This window comes from Streptomyces sp. NBC_00846 (genome assembly GCF_045207325.1).
In the GTDB taxonomy this organism is placed as follows: Bacteria; Actinomycetota; Actinomycetes; order Streptomycetales; family Streptomycetaceae; genus Streptomyces.
On the sequence record NZ_CP108847.1, the window covers coordinates 99934 to 119027 of the forward strand.

At 73.1% G+C, this 19094-nt stretch carries 1 protein-coding gene; it reads right to left on the reverse strand.

The annotated features are described in order from the left end of the window. Positions 1 to 200: 200 nt before the first annotated feature. Positions 201 to 19052, reverse strand: a complete 18852-nt coding sequence (locus OG936_RS38370; RefSeq protein WP_406500822.1) for a type I polyketide synthase — start codon at positions 19050 to 19052, stop codon at positions 201 to 203. Positions 19053 to 19094: the final 42 nt, after the last annotated feature.

A 19094-nucleotide genomic window follows, 5' to 3' on the forward strand; every position in this document is an offset into this window, starting at 1 on the left:
TGCGGATGCGGATGCGGATGCGGATGCCGATGCACGGCCCGGCACCGTCCGTCTCCTCCGCGTCCGGCCCACTGCTGCCGCACGGCCCGCGACGACCGGCCCGTCGCCGCCGCGCGGTCCGCGTGGACCCGCCACCGCCGTCGCGCGGTGGCCGATGCCCGGCCGGCCGGCGGTGGGCCGGGGCCCACCGCCGGCCTCGCTCAGCCGAGTTCCTCCAGCCACCTGCTGACCGCCAGCGCGGTCGTCCCGCCGTGCTCGCGCATGACCGTGAAGTGGTTGCCGGGCACGTCGACAGCCGTGTGGGGCAGGTCCCACGACGCCCGCCAGTCCCTCTCGTGGTTCCACTCCGCGATCGGGTCCGACGCCCGCAGCACGAGTGTCGGGGCCTGGATGTCCCGGGGCTGGAAGTACGTGAACATCCCGCCGTACCAGGCCTGCGCGGTGAGCCGGGTGTCGTCCATGGGCACGTACAGGTCCTCGCGCTGGAACATGCCGTCGTTGAACTCCTCCTTCCACTCCTCGTACACCGGCTGGTCCAGCGGATAGGTGTCGACGAGGACGACACCGGCCGCCACGACGCCCATCTGCTCCAGCCGGTAGGCCAGCGCGTGGGCGAGCAGGCCGCCGCCCGAGTGCCCGACGATCACGAACGGGTCGTCGCCCACGACGTCCAGCAGGGCCTTCGCCTGCCAGGCCAGCGCCGTGTCCGGATCGGACGCGAGCAGTTCGCCGTCCCGATAGCCGGGCACCGGCAGGGCGATGACATCGCGCTCCCCGCGGAACGACGAGGCGAACCGGGCGAACTCGTGGGGCCCGGCCACGGCGGAGGTGCCGCACTGGCCGACGATGCGCACCCGTCCCTCACCGCGGGCGAGGAAGACCGGATCGGGCGCCACCTCGAGTTCGTCGGGGTCCTCGAACTTCGGGCGGAAGCCCGCGGCCTCCCTGAGGAACTCCATGAACCTGGCCAAGGAGCCCTCCTGCGACGCCTCCTGCAGCAGCGACCGCAGGATCCCACCGCCACGCGGCCCGGCGTCGGTGCCCGCCCCCGCGTCGTCGGCGTCGGGGCCGAGCAGAGTGTGCAGCACATGCGCGGCCAGCGCGGCCGGAGTCGCGTGATCGAACACGACCGTACTGCTCAGTGCCGCACCGGTGACGACCTGCAGCGCGTTGCGCAGCTCGATCGCCGTCAGCGAGCTCATGCCCAACTCGAGGAACTCGCGGTCCGGTTCGACGCTCTCCACGTCCGGATAGGCGAGCACGGCTGCCGTGTGCGCCCGGACCAGGTCCACGGCCGCCAGGTGCCGCTCGGCACGCGGCAGCCTCTCCAGCCGCTCACGGAGATCCTCGGGACCGGCGCCGCCGCCGGCCGCCGAGCCGATGCCGCGCAGGCGGCGTACCTCCGGCAGGTCGTCGAGCAGGCGCCGGGCACGGTCACGCGTGTACGCGGCGGCGAACGGGGCCCAGTCGACATCGGCGACGACGACACCGGACCCGGCCGGCAGCCGTCCGAGCACCCCGGTCGCGATCTCCGGCGGCATCGCTCGCAGACTGCTCTGCCGCAGCCACTCCAGCTCGTCCGCATCACCGCCCGCGAGGTCCGTCCACGGCCCCCAGGCCACCGAGGCGGCGGAAGCTCCTCCCGCCCGCCGGTACGCGGCCAGGGCGTCGAGGTAGGCCCCGGTCGCCGAACGGGCCACCTGCCGGGCGTCTCCCCAGACTCCGTCGGCCGAGGTCAGCAGCACGAACGCGGCCAGATCGAGACCGGCGGTCAGCTCGTGCAGATGCAGGGCCCCGGCGACGACACGGTCGATCGCACCGAACCCGGCCGGTGTCAGGGCCGACGGCTCGCAGTCCGAGGCGATCTCGGGCGCGTACACGACAGCGGCCAGCGGCCGCTCGCCGGGAATCTCCGCGAGTACCCGGGCCAGCGCGGCACGGTCCGCCGGGTCGCAGTCCACGACCGTGACCCGCGCGCCACGCCCGGTCAGATCGGCGACCAGCTCGGTCACACCGCGACCCGCCGCGCCCTCGCGTCCGGTGAGCAGCAGATGCCGCACCCCCTGGTCGGCGAGCCAACGCGCCGTTCCCGCCCCGGTCCCGCCGGTCCCGCCGGTCACCAGGACCGTGCCGGACTCGGGCCAGCGGACCGGCTCGCCGTCGGTCATGGGATCCGGCACGTCCGGCACCAGCCGCGGTACCCGCAACTGGCCGTTACGTACGGCCAGTTGCTCGTGTCCCGACAGCAGCGCGGCGGTGAACACCGGCCAGTGACGGGCCGCCGGCTCCTCGGGCAGGTCGATCACACCGCCCCAGCGGGCCGGGCCGGCGCGGTCGACCGCCCGCCCGAGACCCCACAGGAGCGCCTGCGCCGGATCGCGGACCGGGTCGGACGCGCCGGTCGACACCGCGCCCGAGGTGACACACCACAGCGGGGCGTCGACACCGGCGTCCCGGAGTGCCTGAAGCAGCTCCAGCGTCCCCTCGAAGCCCGCGGCCCGGGCCCGCATCCCCCCGGTGCCCGCCCCTTCGGCGTGCCCGCCGAGCGCCGTCAGCGACACCACCCCGGCGAGCCCGTCGGATTCGGCGAGCACGTGCTTGAGCCGCTCCACGAGACCGTGCCGTGTCATGTGCGACCCGTCGACGGGCAGGCGCAGCACGGTCGCACCGGCGTCGGCCAGGGCGGCGGCGAACCCGGCCCCCGGGTCGTCCGCCCGCGTGACGAGAAGCCAGGTACCGGGGGAGCCCGCGGGGACGGGCAGATCGGCGACCGGCTTCCACACGACCCGGTACCGCCACGAGTCGAGCAGCGAACGCTGCTGCCGGCGCTGCCGCCACGCGGACAGGGCGGGCAGCGCGGATTCGAGTCCGGGCAGCTCCGCCAGATCCCCGCGCTCCACGGCGTCCCAGAACGCGGCGTCCACCACATCGCCGGCGGCCGTCACCGGCGGCTCCGGCCAGTACCGTTCGCGCTGGAAGGCGTACGTCGGGAGCGGGGTGCGACGGCCGGTGAGCACGGCGGGCCAGTCGACGTCGACGCCGGCCTTCCACGCCTCGCCCAGGGAGGCCAGCAGCCGGCGCGGCCCGCCCTCGCCACGCCGCAGTGTGCCGAGCACCGCGGCCTGCACGTCCGCCGCGTCGAGGGTCTCCTGGACGCCGACCGTGAGAACCGGGTGCGGGCTCACCTCGATGAAGGTACGCATCCCCTGCTCCAGCAGATTGCGGACCGTGTCCTCGAACTCGACAGGGGAGCGCAGGTTGTCGTACCAGTACTGCGCGTCCAGGCGGCTCTCCAGCAGACGGCCGGTGAGCGTGGAGAACATCGTCACCGTGCCGTCACCGGCCGGGGACAGCCCCGCCAGGTCCGTCAGGACACGCTCCCGCAGCTCCTCCATCCACACGGAGTGCGAGGCGTAGCCCATGACGATCGGTCGCGCACGGATCCCCCGCCGCTCGCACTCGGCCGTCAGTTCCTCAAGGGCACCGTTCTCCCCGGACACGACGGTGGACGAGGGGCCGTTCACGGCCCCGATCGACACTCCCGCCCTGCCCGACACCAGATCCGCGACGGCCTCCCTGCCCGCTGCCAGCGACACCATCCCGCCGCGGCCGGCCACCGAGGCCAGGATCCGCGACCGCAGCGCCGCCACCCGCGCACCGTCGTCCAACGACAGCCGTCCCGCCACACACGCCGCGGCGATCTCTCCCTGCGAGTGACCCACCACCACGGACGGCACCACACCCGCCGCCCGCCACACCTCCGCCAGGGCGACCATCACCGCCCACAGCACCGGCTGGATCACGTCCACCGGCTCCAGGTCCCCGTCCCGCAGCAGGACGTCGCTCAGCGACCAGTCCACATACGGGGCGAGCGCGGTCTCGCACTCGGCCATCCGCTCCCGGAAGACCGGCGAGGTCTCCCACAACTCCCGTGCCATGCCCACCCACTGGGGGCCTCCGCCCGGGAACACGAACACCACGCCGCCCGAGGAACCCACGGCACCCGCGGACACCGCACCGACCCCCGAGGCGACCCCGGACAGACCGGCCAGCAACTCCTCCGGGCCCTCGCCCACGACCACGGCACGATGCTTGAGCGCGGCCCGGCCCGTCGCGAGCGACCAACCCACGTCCGCGATGTCCGCCGCCTCCGCCGCCTCCGCCGCGTCCGCCGCGTCCGCCGCGTCCTGGGCGGGCTGTTCGGCCACGAACGACCGCAACCGCTCCGCCTGTGCCCGCAACGCCTCAGCGGACCTCGCCGACACCACCCACGCCGACACACCCGCACCCGGCGACAGCACACCGGGACCGCCGGGCACACCCGGACCCGCCTGCTCCGGGACCTCGTCCGGCTCCGGTGCCTGCTCCAGGATCACGTGGGCGTTCGTCCCGGACATCCCGAAGGAGGACACCGCCGCACGCCGGGGACGATCACCGGCCTCGGGCCAGGGACGCGACTCGGTCAGCAGTTCCACCGCACCGGCGGACCAGTCCACCTGCGGCGACGGCTCGTCGACGTGCAGCGTGGCGGGCAGCACGCCGTGCCGCATGGCCATGATCATCTTGATCACGCCCGCGACACCCGCGGCGGCCTGCGTGTGACCGATGTTGGACTTCACCGAGCCCAGCCACAACGGACCCGCCTCGTCACGGCCCTGGCCGTACGTGGCCAGCAGCGCCCCTGCCTCGATCGGGTCACCCAGCCGCGTCCCGGTGCCGTGGGCCTCCACCGTGTCGATGTCGGCGCCGGTCAGCCGGGCGTCCGCCAGCGCCTGCTGGATCACCCGCTGCTGGGACGGCCCGTTCGGCGCCGTCAGACCGTTGGACGCGCCGTCCTGGTTGATCGCACTGCCGCGCACGACCGCCAGCACCTGATGCCCATGACGCCGGGCGTCGGAGAGCCGCTCCAGCATCACCAGACCGACGCCCTCGGCCCAGCCGGTCCCGTCGGCCGCGGCGGCGAACGACTTGCACCGGCCGTCCGTCGCGAGCCCGTCCTGCCGGTCGAACTCGATGAACGCGCCCGGCGTCGCCATCACGGTCACACCACCGGCCAACGCCATGTCGCACTCGCCACCCCGCAGGGCCCGGGCGGCCAGGTGCATCGCCACCAGCGACGACGAACACGCCGTGTCCACCGTCACCGCCGGGCCCTCCAGGCCGAACGTGTAGGAGAGACGGCCGGAGATGACGCTGCCCGCGGTACCGGTCAGCAGATGGCCTTCCGCACCCGGCACCCCCGCGGCTCCGTATCCGGACGAGGACGCGCCGGCGAACACCCCGACGCTGCGGCCCCGCAGTGACTGCGGGTCCATTCCCGCCGACTCGAACGTCTCCCATGCGGCCTCCAGCAGCAGCCGCTGCTGCGGGTCCATCGCCAGCGCCTCACGCGGCGAGATCCCGAAGAGGCCCGCGTCGAACTCGACCGCGTCATGGACGAACCCGCCCAGGCCGCCCGCGAACCCGGACACCTCCACCGGCCAGCCGCGGTCCGCCGGGAACACCGACATTCCGTCCGCCCCGCCGGCGACCAGGTCCCACAGCTCGTCCGGCGACGTCACACCGCCGGGATAGCGGCAGGCCATACCCACGATCGCCAACGGTTCGTCGGCCGCGTCCGTCCGCGTCCACGCCGGTTCCGCGAGCCGGTCGGCACCGAGGAGCTGGGCCTGGAGGTACTCCGCCAGCACCTGCGACGTGGGGTAGTCGAACGCCAGCGTCGCGGGCAGGGCGAGCCCGGTTTCCGTGGCCAGCAGATTGCGCAGTTCGACCGCCATCAGCGAGTCGAAGCCCAGATCACGGAACGCCCGCCCGGGTTCGACCGCCTGCGCGGCGGAGTGCCCCAGCACGCTCGAAGCCTGCTCCCGCACCAGGGCCAGCAGCATCTCCTGCCGCCGGACCTCGGAAACGGCCATCAGCTTCTCGCGCAGCGGCGACTCCGCGCCGGGAGCGCCGCCCGGGGCGGTGTCGGCCAGGGCGGCCGCCTCGGGCAGGTCGCCGAGCAGCGCACTGCGCCGTGCCGAGGTGAAGGCGGGCAGGAAGGTGGGCCAGTCGACGTCGGCCACCGTCAGCGTGCCCGGTCCCGAGTCGATCGCCTGGGCCAGTGCCCGCATCGCGAGCTCCGGATCCATCGTGTGCAGCCCACGCCGACGCAGGTACTCCTCCGTCTCGCCCTCGGTGGCCATGCCCACCTCGGCCCAGGGGCCCCAGGCCAGGGATGTGCCGGGGAGTCCGCGGTCGTGGCGGTGCTGGATCCAGGCGTCGAGGAAGGCGTTGCCGGCCGCGTAGGCGGCCTGGCCGCCGCTGCCCCAGGTGGCGGCGATCGACGAGAAGACGACGAAGAGGTCGATCGGCAGGTGGGCGGTGAGCTCGTCGAGATGCGCCGTGCCGGTGACCTTGCTCGCGAGCACCTCCCCCACGGCGTCCAGACGGGTGAGGTCCAGCTTCTCGGGAGTCCCGATGCCGGCGGCGTGCACGATGCCGGTCAGTGGTGTGTGAGTGGGGATGCGGGCGATGACTTCGGCGAGGGTGTCGCGGTCGGTGACGTCGCAGGCGGCGACGGTGACCTGGGTGCCGAGGCGGGCGAGTTCTTCGGTCAGGCCGTCGGGGGCGTTGCCGCTGCGGCTGGTGAGGACCAGGTGGGGGGTGCCGCGGTGGGCGAGCCAGCGGGCCACGACGGTGCCGAGGGCGCCGGTGCCGCCGGTGATCAGGACGGTCCCGGTGGGGGTCCACGGGGTGGTGGGCGGTGTGGTGGTCGGGGCGTGCAGGACGCGCCGGCCGTGGAGCCCGGAGTCGCGGACGGCGACCTGGTCCTCGCGGCCGTCGGCGAGGACGCCGACGAGGCGTGCTGCCGTGTTCGTGTCGGTTGTGGGGTGGGTGTCGGTTGTTGCGGGGAGGTCGATGAGGCCGCCCCAGACGTGGGGTGCTTCGAGTGCGGCGACGCGGCCCATGCCCCAGATGGTGGCCTGGGCCGGGTTGGTCAGCGGGTCCGATGCCGTGGTGGACACGGCGCCGCGGGTGGTCACCCACAGGGGGGCGGTGAGGTGGGTGTCGGTGAGTGCCTGGAGCAGGGTCAGCACGCCGGCGAGGGGTGCGGGGATGCCGTCGTGTGCGGGCTGGTTGGTGAGGGTGTCGGCGAGGAGCAGGATGCCGGACAGGTCGGGGGCCTGGGCGGCGAGGTGTTCGAGTGCCGCTTTCCGTTCGTGGCGTGTGGCCGTGGCGTTGTCGTGGGGGGTGTCGAGGGGGAGGGTGAGGACGGTGGCACCGGCTCCGGTGAGAGCGGCCGTGATGGTGGCGGTGGTGGTGGTGGGGTCGCCGGTGGTGGCGAGGATCCATGTGCCGGTGAGGGTGGGTGTGGTGGGGAGGGTGGTGAGGGGTTTCCAGGCGACCTGGTAGCGCCAGGAGTCGATCACGGAGCGTTCGCGTCGGCGGCGTCGCCAGGTGGCGAGCACGGGCAGGACCTGGCCCAGGGAGGCCGGGGGTTCGGTGAGTTCGAGTTCGGTGGCCAGTTGCTGGAGGTCTTCGCGTTCGACCGCGTCCCAGAATCCGGTTTCGGCCACCTCGCCGCTGGTGGGTGCGGCGATCGGCTCGGGCCAGTACCGCTGTCGCTGGAAGGGGTAGGTGGGCAGGTCGACCGTCCGGCCGCCCCAGCCGGCGAACACCGCGCGCCAGTCGATGTCGGTGCCGGAGGCCCACAGGCGGCTGATCGTGGTGAGGGCGGTGTCGGTCTCGTCGCGGTCCTTGCGCAGAACAGGGACGAACACGGCACCGGTGGCGGTGGCGGTGTCCTGGGCCATGCCCGACAGGACACCGTCGGGGCCGAGTTCGAGGTAGCGGGTCACGCCCATGGTCTGGAGGGCGGTGACGCCGTCGGCGAAGCGGACCGTGCCGCGGACCTGGTTCAGCCAGTACGCGGGCTGCTGCATGGCACCGGGTTCGGCAACGGCTCCGGTGAGGTTCGAGACCACCGGGATGTGTGCGGGGTGGAACGTCAGGCTGTTCAGGACGTTCGCGAACTCGTCCAGCATCGGTTCCATCAGGGCCGAGTGGAAGGCGTGCGACACCGACAGGACGTTGAAACGCAGTCCGCGCTCGGCGCATTCGACGGCGTAGCGCTCCACAGCGTCCAGGTCACCCGAGAGCACAACGGAGTTGGGGCCGTTCACCGCCGCGACGTCCAGACCGGACTCGGCGACCTCGGCCTCCGTCGCCTGGACAGCGAGCATCCCGCCACCCGCGGGCAGCGCCTGCATCAGCCGGCCCCGCTCGGCCACCAGCACGCACGCGTCGTCCAGGTCGAGGATCCCCGCGACATGCGCCGCACTGATCTCACCCAGCGAGTGCCCCAGCAGCACATCCGGGGTCACGCCCCAGGACTCCACCAGCCGGAACAGGCCGACTTCGAGCGCGAACAGCCCCGCCTGAGCCCACATCGTGCGGTCGAGGTCGGCGCCGTCGGTCAGAACCTCCCGCAGCGGGCGCTCCAGCCGGACATCAAGTCGGGCGCAGACGGCGTCGAAGGCTTCGGCGAAGACGGGGAACGCCTCGTAGAGCCCCAGGCCCATGCCCGCGCGCTGGGAGCCCTGGCCGGTGAACAGGAACGCGGTCTTGCCTTCGCCCGTGGTGCCTGTGGCGAGCACGTCCCCATCGGCGGCCAGGACGGTGCGGTGTTCCAACGCTGCCCGGCTGGTCGCGAGCGACCAGGCCACGTCGACCGGGTCCAGTTCGGGCTGGTCGGCGACGAAGGTCCGCAGGCTTGCGATCTGTGCGCGTAGGGCGGTGTCGGACTTGGCCGAGACGAGCCACGGCACCGGTCCGGGGCGCGTTGCCGACGGTTCGGCGACTGCCACCGGCTCGGGCGCGGGTGCCTGTTCGAGGATGATGTGGGCGTTGGTGCCGCTGATGCCGAACGAGGAGACCGCAGCGCGGCGCGGACGGTCCACCGCAGGCCACGCGCGCTGCTCGGTGAGCAGCTCCACCGCACCGGCGGTCCAGTCGACCTGGGTCGACGGTTCGTCGATGTGGAGGGTTGCGGGCATCAGGCCGTGGCGCAGGGCCATGACCATCTTGATGACGCCGGCGACGCCGGCGGCGGCCTGGGTGTGGGCGATGTTGGACTTGACCGAGCCGATCCACAAAGGCTCGTGACCGGCGCGGTCTTGGCCGTAGGTCGCCAGCAGCGCCTGGGCCTCGATCGGGTCGCCGAGGCGCGTGCCGGTGCCGTGGGCCTCGACCACGTCGATGTCCGCACCGGTCAGGTCGGCGTTGGCCAGCGCCTGGCTGATGACCCGCTGCTGCGAGGGCCCGTTCGGCGCCGACAGGCCGTTGCTGGCGCCGTCCTGGTTGATGGCGCTGCCCCGCACGACAGCGAGCACGCGGTGTCCGCGACGTTCTGCGTCGGAGAGGCGTTCGACGAGGAGCAGGCCGACGCCTTCGCCCCAGCCCATGCCGTCGGAGGAATCGGCGAACGACTTGCAGCGGCCGTCGGAGGCCAGCCCGCCCTGGCGGTCGAACTCGGCGAACACGCCGGGGTTGGCCATGACGGTCACGCCGCCGGCGAGCGCCATGTCGCATTCACCGGTCCGCAGCGCCTGCGCGGCAAGGTGCAGGGCGACGAGGGAGGAGGAGCAGGCGGTGTCGACGGTGACGGCGGGGCCTTCGAGGCCGAAGGCGTAGGAGACGCGTCCGGACATGACGCTGGTGGCGTTGCCGGTGAGCAGGTGTCCTTCGGCGCCTTGGGGGATCTGGGTTCCGGTGCCGTAGCCGGAGGTGGTGCCGCCGACGAACACGCCTGTGGCGGTGCCTGCGAGCGAGCGGGGATCAACTCCCGCCGCTTCGAAGGCCTCCCACGTGGTTTCCAGCAGCAGTCGTTGCTGGGGGTCCATGGCGAGGGCTTCGCGGGGGCTGATGCCGAACAGGTCGGCGTCGAACTCGTCGGCGTGGTCGAGGAACGCGCCCCGGCCGGCGATGCCCGCGGGCCAGCCACGGTCGGTGGGGAACGGCCCCACCGCGTCGCCCGCGTCGGCGACCAGGTCCCACAGGGACTGGGCGGAGGTCACCGAGCCGGGGAAGCGGCAGGCCATGCCGACGATGGCAACCGGCTCGTCGACGCCGCCGGCGGCTGCCACCGCCCGGGCCTGCGACGCTGTGCCGGGGGCGATGTCCGAGAGTTCGGTGAGGAGGAAGTCGGTCAGGACGAGGGGTGTGGGGTGGTCGAAGACGAGGGTGGCCGGCAGCCTGAGTCCGGTGACCGACTGGAGACGGTTGCGGACCTCGACTGCCATCAGGGAGTCGAATCCGAGGTCGCGGAAGGCCCGGCCGGCTTCCACGGACTCCCCGTCCGCGTGCCCGAGGACGGCCGCGGCGTGGGTGCGCACGACGTCCAGCACCACCTGCCGGCGCTGCGCGGCCGCTGTCCCTGCGAGCTGCTGCCGCAGGTCGGCTGCTCCGCCGTCCTCCTCGAACGATGACGACGTGTCCGGGGTGGTGGCTTCGGGGAGGTCGGCGAGGAGTTGGCTGGGGCGGATGGCGGTGAACGAGGCCCTAAAGGTGGGCCAGTCGATGTCGGCGACGGTCAGTCCCGACTCCCCGGCGTCGACGGCTGCCGCGAGGGTGCGCATGGCGAGTTCGGGGTTCATCGGGGCCATGCCGCGTCGGCGCAGGAGCTGCTGGGTCTCACCCTGGACGGCCATACCGGCACCGTCCCAGGGGCCCCAGGCCACGGATGTGGCGGGCAGGCCGCGTTCACGGCGCTCGGCGGCCCAGGCGTCGAGGAACGCGTTCGCCGCGGCGTAGGCGCCCTGACCCGCACCACCCCACACTGCGGCGCCGGAAGAGAAGACGACGAACAGGTCGAGCGGAAGATCCGCGGTCAGGGCCTCCAGGTGTGCGACCCCGTCGATCTTCGCGCCGATCACCGCCGCGGTCGTGTCCCGGTCGGCGGCCTCCAGCATCTGCGTGTCTCCGACACCGGCCGCATGCACCACACCGGTGAGCGGAACATCTGACGGAACACCGGCGATGACCTCGGCCAGCGCATCCCGGTCGGTCATGTCACAGGATGCGACCGTCACCCGTGCACCCAGTGCGGCGAGTTCCTCGACCAGACCGTCCGGGGCGGTCCCTCGGCGGCTGGTCAGCACCAGATGCGGCACACCCCGCCCCGCCAGCCACCGCGCAACCTCAGCGCCCAGCGCCCCGGTACCACCCGTGACCAGCACCGTGCCCGACGGGTCCCAGTGACCCTCCGGCACAACTGTCGCCGCTGCCCGGACCAGCCGCCGGGCGTAGACACCGGAGCCACGCACAGCCGCCTGATCCTCACCAGCACCAGCACCGTCGGCGAGAATCGCGGCCAGGCGGCCGGACGCCTTCGCGTCCAGGGTCTCGGGCAGGTCGATCATGCCGCCCCAGCGCTGCGGGAACTCCAGCGCCGCGACCCGGCCCAGACCCCACACCGCGGCCTGCACCGGATCCAGCACCCGGTCCGACGCACCGACAGCGACCGCACCCCGCGTGAGCACCCACAACGGCGCGTCCACCCCGGCATCACCCAGCGCCTGCAACAGCACCGTCACCCGGGTGAGTTCATCCGCCACCACATCAGCAGTGCGGTCGGCCGAAGCCGCGCCAGCCGCCAGCACCACACCGCACACATCCGGCACGGCAGCAACCGCCGCAGCCAAGCCCGCACGGTCCACGACCTCATCCACCGACAGGCCCGCCACCACGGCACCCGCGCCGGTCAACGCCCCGGCCACGTCCGCAGCACTGTCGCCCACCACCAGCCAGGTACCCGACAGCAGTGCGGCAGAGGCCGTTTCGAGAGGCTTCCACACCACCTGGTAGCGCCAGGTGTCGATCACGGACCGCTGCCGGCGTTCCCGGCGCCACGAGGCGAGTGCCGGAACCACCGACCCCAGCAACTGCGGGGCCTCCGACAGCTGGAGCGTGCCCGCGAGTTCATCGAGGTCACCACGCTCCACGGCATCCCAGAACCGCGACTCGACCGCGTCCACCGCCCCGCCCGCAGCCTGAACCGGCAGCGACGGGACGTCCAGCCAGTACCGCTCATGCTGGAAGGCGTAGGTCGGCAAAGCGACATGCCGGCCAGTGAGCACCGCCCGCCAGTTGACGTCCACGCCGGTGGCCCATGCCTCACCGAGGCTGGTCAGCAGGCGGCGCATGCCACCCTCACCGCGTCGCAGGGTACCCAGTGCCGTGGCGTCGGCCCCGGTCGCGTCGATCGTCTCCTCGATGCCCACCGTGAGCACCGGGTGGGCGCTGACCTCGACGAACGTGCGCATCCCCTGTCCGAGGAGGGCACGGACCGCGGTCTCGAACTCGACCGTGGAGCGCAGGTTGTCGAACCAGTACCGGGCGTCCAATCCACCGTCGACGGTCTCGCCGGTCAGGGTGGACATCATCGGAACCGTGCCGGTGGCCGGAGTCAGCCCGGCCAGGTCGGCCAGGATCCGCTCCCGGAGCCGGTCCATCTCCGGCGAGTGCGACGCGTAGTCCACCGGAACGCGGCGCGTGCGGATGCCCTGGCGTTCGCACTCGGCCATGAACGCATCCAGCGCTCCGTCGTCGCCGGAGACGACAGTGGACGACGGACCGTTCACCGCGGCCACCGACACCGTGCCCGGCATCAGGCCCTCGACCGCTTCCCGGCCGGCAGCCACGGACACCATGCCCCCACCACCGGCCACCGCCACCAAAGCCTGCGACCGCAAGGCCACCACCCGCGCCGCATCGTCCAGCGACAACCAGCCCGCCACACACGCCGCAGCGATCTCACCCTGCGAATGACCCACCACCGCGGACGGCACCACACCCGCCGAACGCCACACCTCCGCCAGGGACACCATCACCGCCCACAGCACCGGCTGGACCACATCCACCCGGTCCACATCACCGTCCCGCAACAACACATCGGTCAACGACCAGTCCACAAACGGAGCCAGTGCGGTCCCGCACTCCTTCAGCCGCTCCCGGAACACCGGCGAGGCATCCCACAACTCCCGCGCCATGCCCACCCACTGCGAGCCCTGACCCGGGAACACGAACACCACACCACCGGCACCCGCAACAGCCGACGTGGCCACGGACAGCCCGGCCAGCAACTCCTCCCGGCCCTCCCCCACGACCACCGCACGATGCTCCAACGCAGCCCGCGTCGTCGCCAGCGACCAGCCCACGTCCACCGGGTCCAGCTCCGGCCGCTCCGCGACGAACGAGGTCAGCCGCTCCACCTGCGCCCGCAACGCGGCCTCGGACTTCGCCGACACCACCCACGCCGACACACCCGGAACAGAGGTGTCTGCAACCGAAGCCTCCGGCTGCGGGGCCTGTTCCAGAATCACGTGCGCGTTCGTGCCCGACATGCCGAACGACGACACACCCGCACGCCGCGGACGCTCCACCGCAGGCCAGTCCCGGGACTCCGTCAGCAACTCCACCGCACCCGCCGACCAGTCCACCTCCGCCGACGGCTCGTCCACATGCAACGTCGCCGGCAGCACACCGTGCCGCAGCGCCATCACCATCTTGATCACACCCGCGATGCCTGCAGCGGACTGGGCGTGGCCGATGTTCGACTTCACCGACCCCAGCCACAACGGCTCGCCGCCCTCACCGCGTTCGCGGCCGTAGGTCGCCAGCAGGGCACCTGCCTCGATCGGGTCACCGAGACGCGTCCCGGTGCCGTGTGCCTCGACCACGTCCACGTCCGCGCCGGTGAGCCGGGCGTTGGCGAGCGCCTGACGGATGACCCGCTGCTGCGACGGACCGTTCGGCGCCGTCAGACCGTTCGACGCACCGTCCTGATTGATCGCACTGCCCCGCACCACCGCCAGCACCTGGTGCCCGTTGCGCTCCGCGTCCGACAACCGCTCCAGCATCACCAGGCCGACGCCTTCGGACCATCCGGTGCCGTCGGCGGCCGAGGAGAACGCCTTGCACCGGCCGTCGCCGGCCAGCCCGTCCTGCCGGTCGAACTCGATGAACGCGCCCGGTGTGGCCATCACCGTCACACCACCGGCCAGTGCCATGTCGCATTCGCCCGTGTGCAGTGCCTGGGTGGCCAGGTGCAGGGCCACCAGAGACGACGAACACGCCGTGTCCACCGTGACCGCCGGGCCCTCCAGGCCGAAGGTGTAGGAGAGGCGGCCGGAGATGACGCTGCCGGCGGTACCCGTGATCAGGTGACCTTCGGCTCCAGGGATCCCTGCCGCGCCGTAGCCGGACGAGGCGGCGCCGGCGAACACGCCCACGTTCCGGCCGCGCAGCGACCGCGGGTCCATTCCGGCCGACTCGAACGTCTCCCACGCGGCCTCCAGCAGCAGCCGCTGCTGCGGGTCCATCGCCAGCGCCTCACGCGGCGAGATCCCGAACAACGCGGCGTCGAAGTCGGCCACGCCGGGCATGAAGCCGCCCAGTTCGACGATGCCGCTGGGTACGTCGGTGGGCCAGCCGCGGTCGAGGGGGAACGGCGAGATGCCGTCCTGCCCGTCGGCGACCAGCCGCCACAGCTCCTCCGGGGAGGTCACGCCGCCGGGGTACCGGCACGCCATGCCGACGATCGCCAGTGGCTCCCCGGGATCGGCGTGTGCGGACGGGGACGTCGTCGTGGGGGAGTGGTCGGCCTCGCCGAGCAGCTGACCGATGAGGTACTGCGCCAGCGCCAGCGGCACCGGATAGTCGAACACCAGGGTCGCGGGAAGCCTCAGCCCGGTCCGTTCGACCAGGAGGTCGCGCAGCTCCACCGCGGTGAGCGACGTGAACCCCAGGTCCTTGAACGCCCGTCCCGGGTCGACCGCCTGGGGGTCGGGGTACTGCAGGACGTTCGCGACCACGGTCTGCACCAGGTCGAGGAGGATCCGCTGGTGCTCGGCGACGGGGAAGCCGGCGAGCACGTCACGGAGGCCGGCGCCGCCGGCGCCCGAACCGCCGCCGGTGTCGGCTCCGGGGTTCGCCGCCTCCGCGGCCTCCGGGAGGTCGGACAGCAGCGGACTCGGCCGCAGCAGGGTGAACGCCGCGGCGAACCGGGTCCAGTTCACGTCCGCGACGGTCACGCAGGTGTGCTCCTGCTCGATCGCCTGCGCCAGCGCACGCACGGCCAGCTCCGGGCTCATCGGCGACAGCCCCTGCCGGCGCAGCAGGTCCCCGGCTTCGCCCTGGACCGCCATACCGGCCTCGGCCCACGGCCCCCAGGCGATCGACGTGCCCGGCAGACCCCGGTCACGGCGGCTCTGCGCCCATGCGTCCAGGAACGCGTTGCCGGCCGCGTAGGCGCCCTGACCGCCGCCGCCCCAGGTCGCGGCGATGGACGAGAAGACCACGAACTGGTCGAGCGGCAGCTCCCGGGTGAGCTCGTCCAGCAGCACCGTTCCGTCGACCTTGCTCCGCATCACCCGTGCCACCGCCTCGGGGCCGGTCCGCTCCAGCGTCCCGGGGTCGTCGATCCCGGCCGCGTGGACGACACCGCAGAGGGGCCACTGCCCGGGAATGCCGGCGATGACCTCGCCGAGGGCGTCCCGGTCGGCGACATCGCACGCGGCCACGGTGACCCGGGTGCCGAGCGCGGCCAGCTCCTCCACCAGACCGTCGGGCGCCACGCCGCGGCGGCTGGTCAGCACCAGGTGCGGGGCGCCGCGCCCGGCCAGCCAGCGGGCCACCGTCACGCCCAGCCCGCCGGTCCCGCCGGTGATCAGGACCGTGCCGCCGGGGCTCCACTCGGGAGCGGTCCGGCGTGCCGGAGTGGCCCGCACCAGCCGGCGCCCGTGGACGCCCTGCCCGCGCACCGCGACCTGGTCCTCGCCGTCCCGGCCGGCCAGGACACCGGTGAGCAGGGCGCCCGTCCGGTCGCCCCACTCGGCGGGCAGATCGACGAGACCGCCCCACCGGTCCGGAAGTTCCAGGGCGGCGACACGCCCCATTCCCCATACGGTCGCCTGCGAGGGGTCCGCGGGCCGGTCCGACGCGTCGACGCGGACCGCGCCCCGGGTCAGCACCCACAGCGGCGCGGCGAGATCACGCGACGCGTGCACCGAGGCCAGGACGTCCGCCCAGCCGTCGGCGACCAGCACGACTCCGGCGACGTCCGGCACGGAGGCCGCCTCGTCGACGGGCGCGTTCACCACTGTCGCGCCGGCGGCGCCCAGGGCGGCGGCGACGTTGTCGTCCGCGCGCCCGCACACCACCCAGGTGCCCGGAAGCGGGGCCGGAGCCGGTCTCGCGAGCCGCTTCCACACGATCTGGTAGCGCCACGAGTCCACGGCCGCCTGCTCCCGCCGCTGCCGCCGCCACGAGGTCAGCGCCGGCAGCGCGGACTCGAGGCCCGCCAGCTCCCGCAGGTCCCCCCGCTCCACCGCGTCCCAGAACGCCGAGTCCTCGTCATCGGCGCGGCCGAGCCCGGCGACCCCCGGCTCGGGCCAGTACCGGTCCCGCTGGAACGCGTAGGCCGGCAGGTCGACGACGCGTGCGCCCCAGCCCGCGAAGACCCCGGCCCAGTCGACCTCGACGCCGACCGTCCAGAGCCGTCCGACGGCGCCGATCGCGCAGGCGGTCTCGTCCCGGCCCTTGCGCAGCATCGGCACGAGCACGGCTTCCCCAGCGGTCTCGCGCGCCAGCCCGGACAGCACACCGTCCGGGCCCAGCTCCAGGCACCGTGTCACGCCCAGGGACTCCAGCGCCGCGACACCGTCGCCGAAGCGCACGGTCCGCCGCACCTGCTCCAGCCAGTACTCCGGACGCTGCATCAGCCCGGGTTCCGCCACGGCGCCGGTCAGGTTGGAGACCACCGGGATCCGGGCCGGGTTGAAGGAAAGCCCGTCCAGGACGGCCGCGAACGTGTCCAGCATCGGTTCCATCAGCGCGGAGTGGAACGCGTGCGACACCGACAGGACGGTGAACCGGCGTCCCTGCTCGGCGCATCGGGCGGCGTACCGCTCGATCGCCTCCACGTCGCCGGACAGGACCACGGAGGTGGGGCCGTTCACGGCGGCGACGTCGAGGCCGGAGTCGGCGACCTCGGCCTCGGTGGCCTGGACGGCGAGCATGCCGCCGCCCGCGGGCAGGGCCTGCATCAGCCGGCCGCGCTCGGCCACCAGCGTGCAGGCGTCGTCCAGGGACAGGACGCCGCCCACATGCGCGGCGGTGATCTCGCCCAGGGAATGGCCCAGCAGGACGTCCGGAACCACACCCCAGGACTCGGCCAGCCGGAACAGTGCGACCTCGACGGCGAACAGCCCCGCCTGCGCCCACACGGTGTGGTCGAGGTCGGCGCCGTCGCTCAGGACCTCGCGCAGCGGACGCTCCAGACGCGCGTCGAGCCGCGCGCACACCGCGTCGAACGCACCCGCGAACACCGGGAAGGCCGCGTACAGTTCGAGTCCCATGCCGGCACGCTGGGAGCCCTGGCCGGTGAACAGCATCGCCAGCCGGCCGGCGCTGACGACACCGGAGGCCGTCTGCTCGGCGCCGGGGCCCGTGAGCACCGCGCGGTGCTCCAGCGCGGCCCTCGTCGTCGCCGTGGACCAGCCGACGTCCACCGCGTCGAGGCCGGGGCGTCCGGCGGTGAACGCGCGCAGGTTCTGGACCTGTTCCCCGAGGCCTTCCGAGGTCTTCGCCGAGACCAGCCACGGCACCGTTCCCGGCCGCACCGCTCGCGCCGGTTCCGTGTCCTCGGCACCCTCGGGAGCCTGCTCCAGGATGACGTGCGCGTTGGTGCCGCTGATGCCGAACGAGGACACCGCCGCGCGGCGCGGACGATCCGACTCGGGCCAGGGACGCGCCTCCGTCAGCAGCTCCACCGCACCGGCCGACCAGTCCACCTGCGGCGACGGCTCGTCGACGTGCAGCGTGGCCGGCATCAGACCGTGCCGCAGCGCCATGACCATCTTGATCACACCCGCCGCGCCCGCGGCGGCCTGGGTGTGACCGACGTTCGACTTCACCGACCCCAGCCACAGCGGCTCATCGGCCTCGCCGCGCTCCTGGCCGTACGTCGACAGCAGCGCCTGCGCCTCGATCGGGTCCCCGAGCCGGGTCCCGGTGCCGTGCGCCTCCACCACGTCGACATCCGCGCCCGTCAGCCGGGCGTTGGCCAGCGCCTGCTCGATCACCCGCCGCTGGGAGGGACCGTTCGGGGCGGTCAGACCGTTCGACGCACCGTCCTGGTTGACCGCGGTACCCCGCACCAAGGCGAGCACACGGTGCCCGTTGCGCCGCGCGTCGGAGAGCCGTTCCACGACCAGGACCGCCGCGCCCTCGGACCAGCCCGTGCCGTCCGCCGCCGCGGCGAACGACTTGCAGCGCCCGTCCGACGCCAGCCCGCCCTGCTGCGCGAAGTCCACGAAGACCGCCGGCGTGGACAGCACCGTCACACCGCCGGCCACCGCCAGATCACACTCACGCGACCGCAGCGCCTGCGCCGCCAGATGAAGCGCGACCAGCGAGGACGAGCATGCCGTGTCCAGCGTCACCGCCGGACCCTCGAGCCCGAAGGTGTAGGCCACCCGGCCCGACAGCACGCTTCCCGCGTTGCCGGTGCCCAGGAAGGCTTCCACACCCTCCGGCACCACGCTCATGCTCGACGCGTAGTCGTGATACATCTGCCCCGCGTACACGCCGGTCGACGAACCGCGCAGCGACATCGGGTCCAGCCCCGCGGACTCGAACGCCTCCCACGCCGCCTCCAGCAGCAGCCGCTGCTGCGGATCCATCGCCAGCGCCTCACGCGGGGAGATGCCGAAGAGCCCCGCATCGAAATCACCGGCACCGGCGACGAAGCCGCCGGTCCCGGACACCCCGTCCCAGCTCACGTCCCAGCCGCGGTCGTCGGGGAAGTCCGTCACCCCGTCCCCGCCGGCCGTGACCAGATCCCACAGCCCCTCGGGGGACACCACACCGCCCGGCAGCCGGCACGACATGCCCACGATCGCGATCGGCTCGTGATCCGCCGACTCGATGCTCCGGAGCCGCTGCTTCGTGCTGTGCAGATCGGCCGTGACCCGCTTGAGATAGTCGCGCAGCTTCATCTCGTCTGACATCAGGGCCTCGTTGTGTGTCGTGGGCGGATCCGGAAACGCCGG

Coding starts and splice junctions, on each gene's coding strand:
- OG936_RS38370 (WP_406500822.1), bottom strand. CDS start 19,052: ATGTCAGACGAGATGAAGCTGCGCGACTATCTCAAGCGGGTCACGGCC.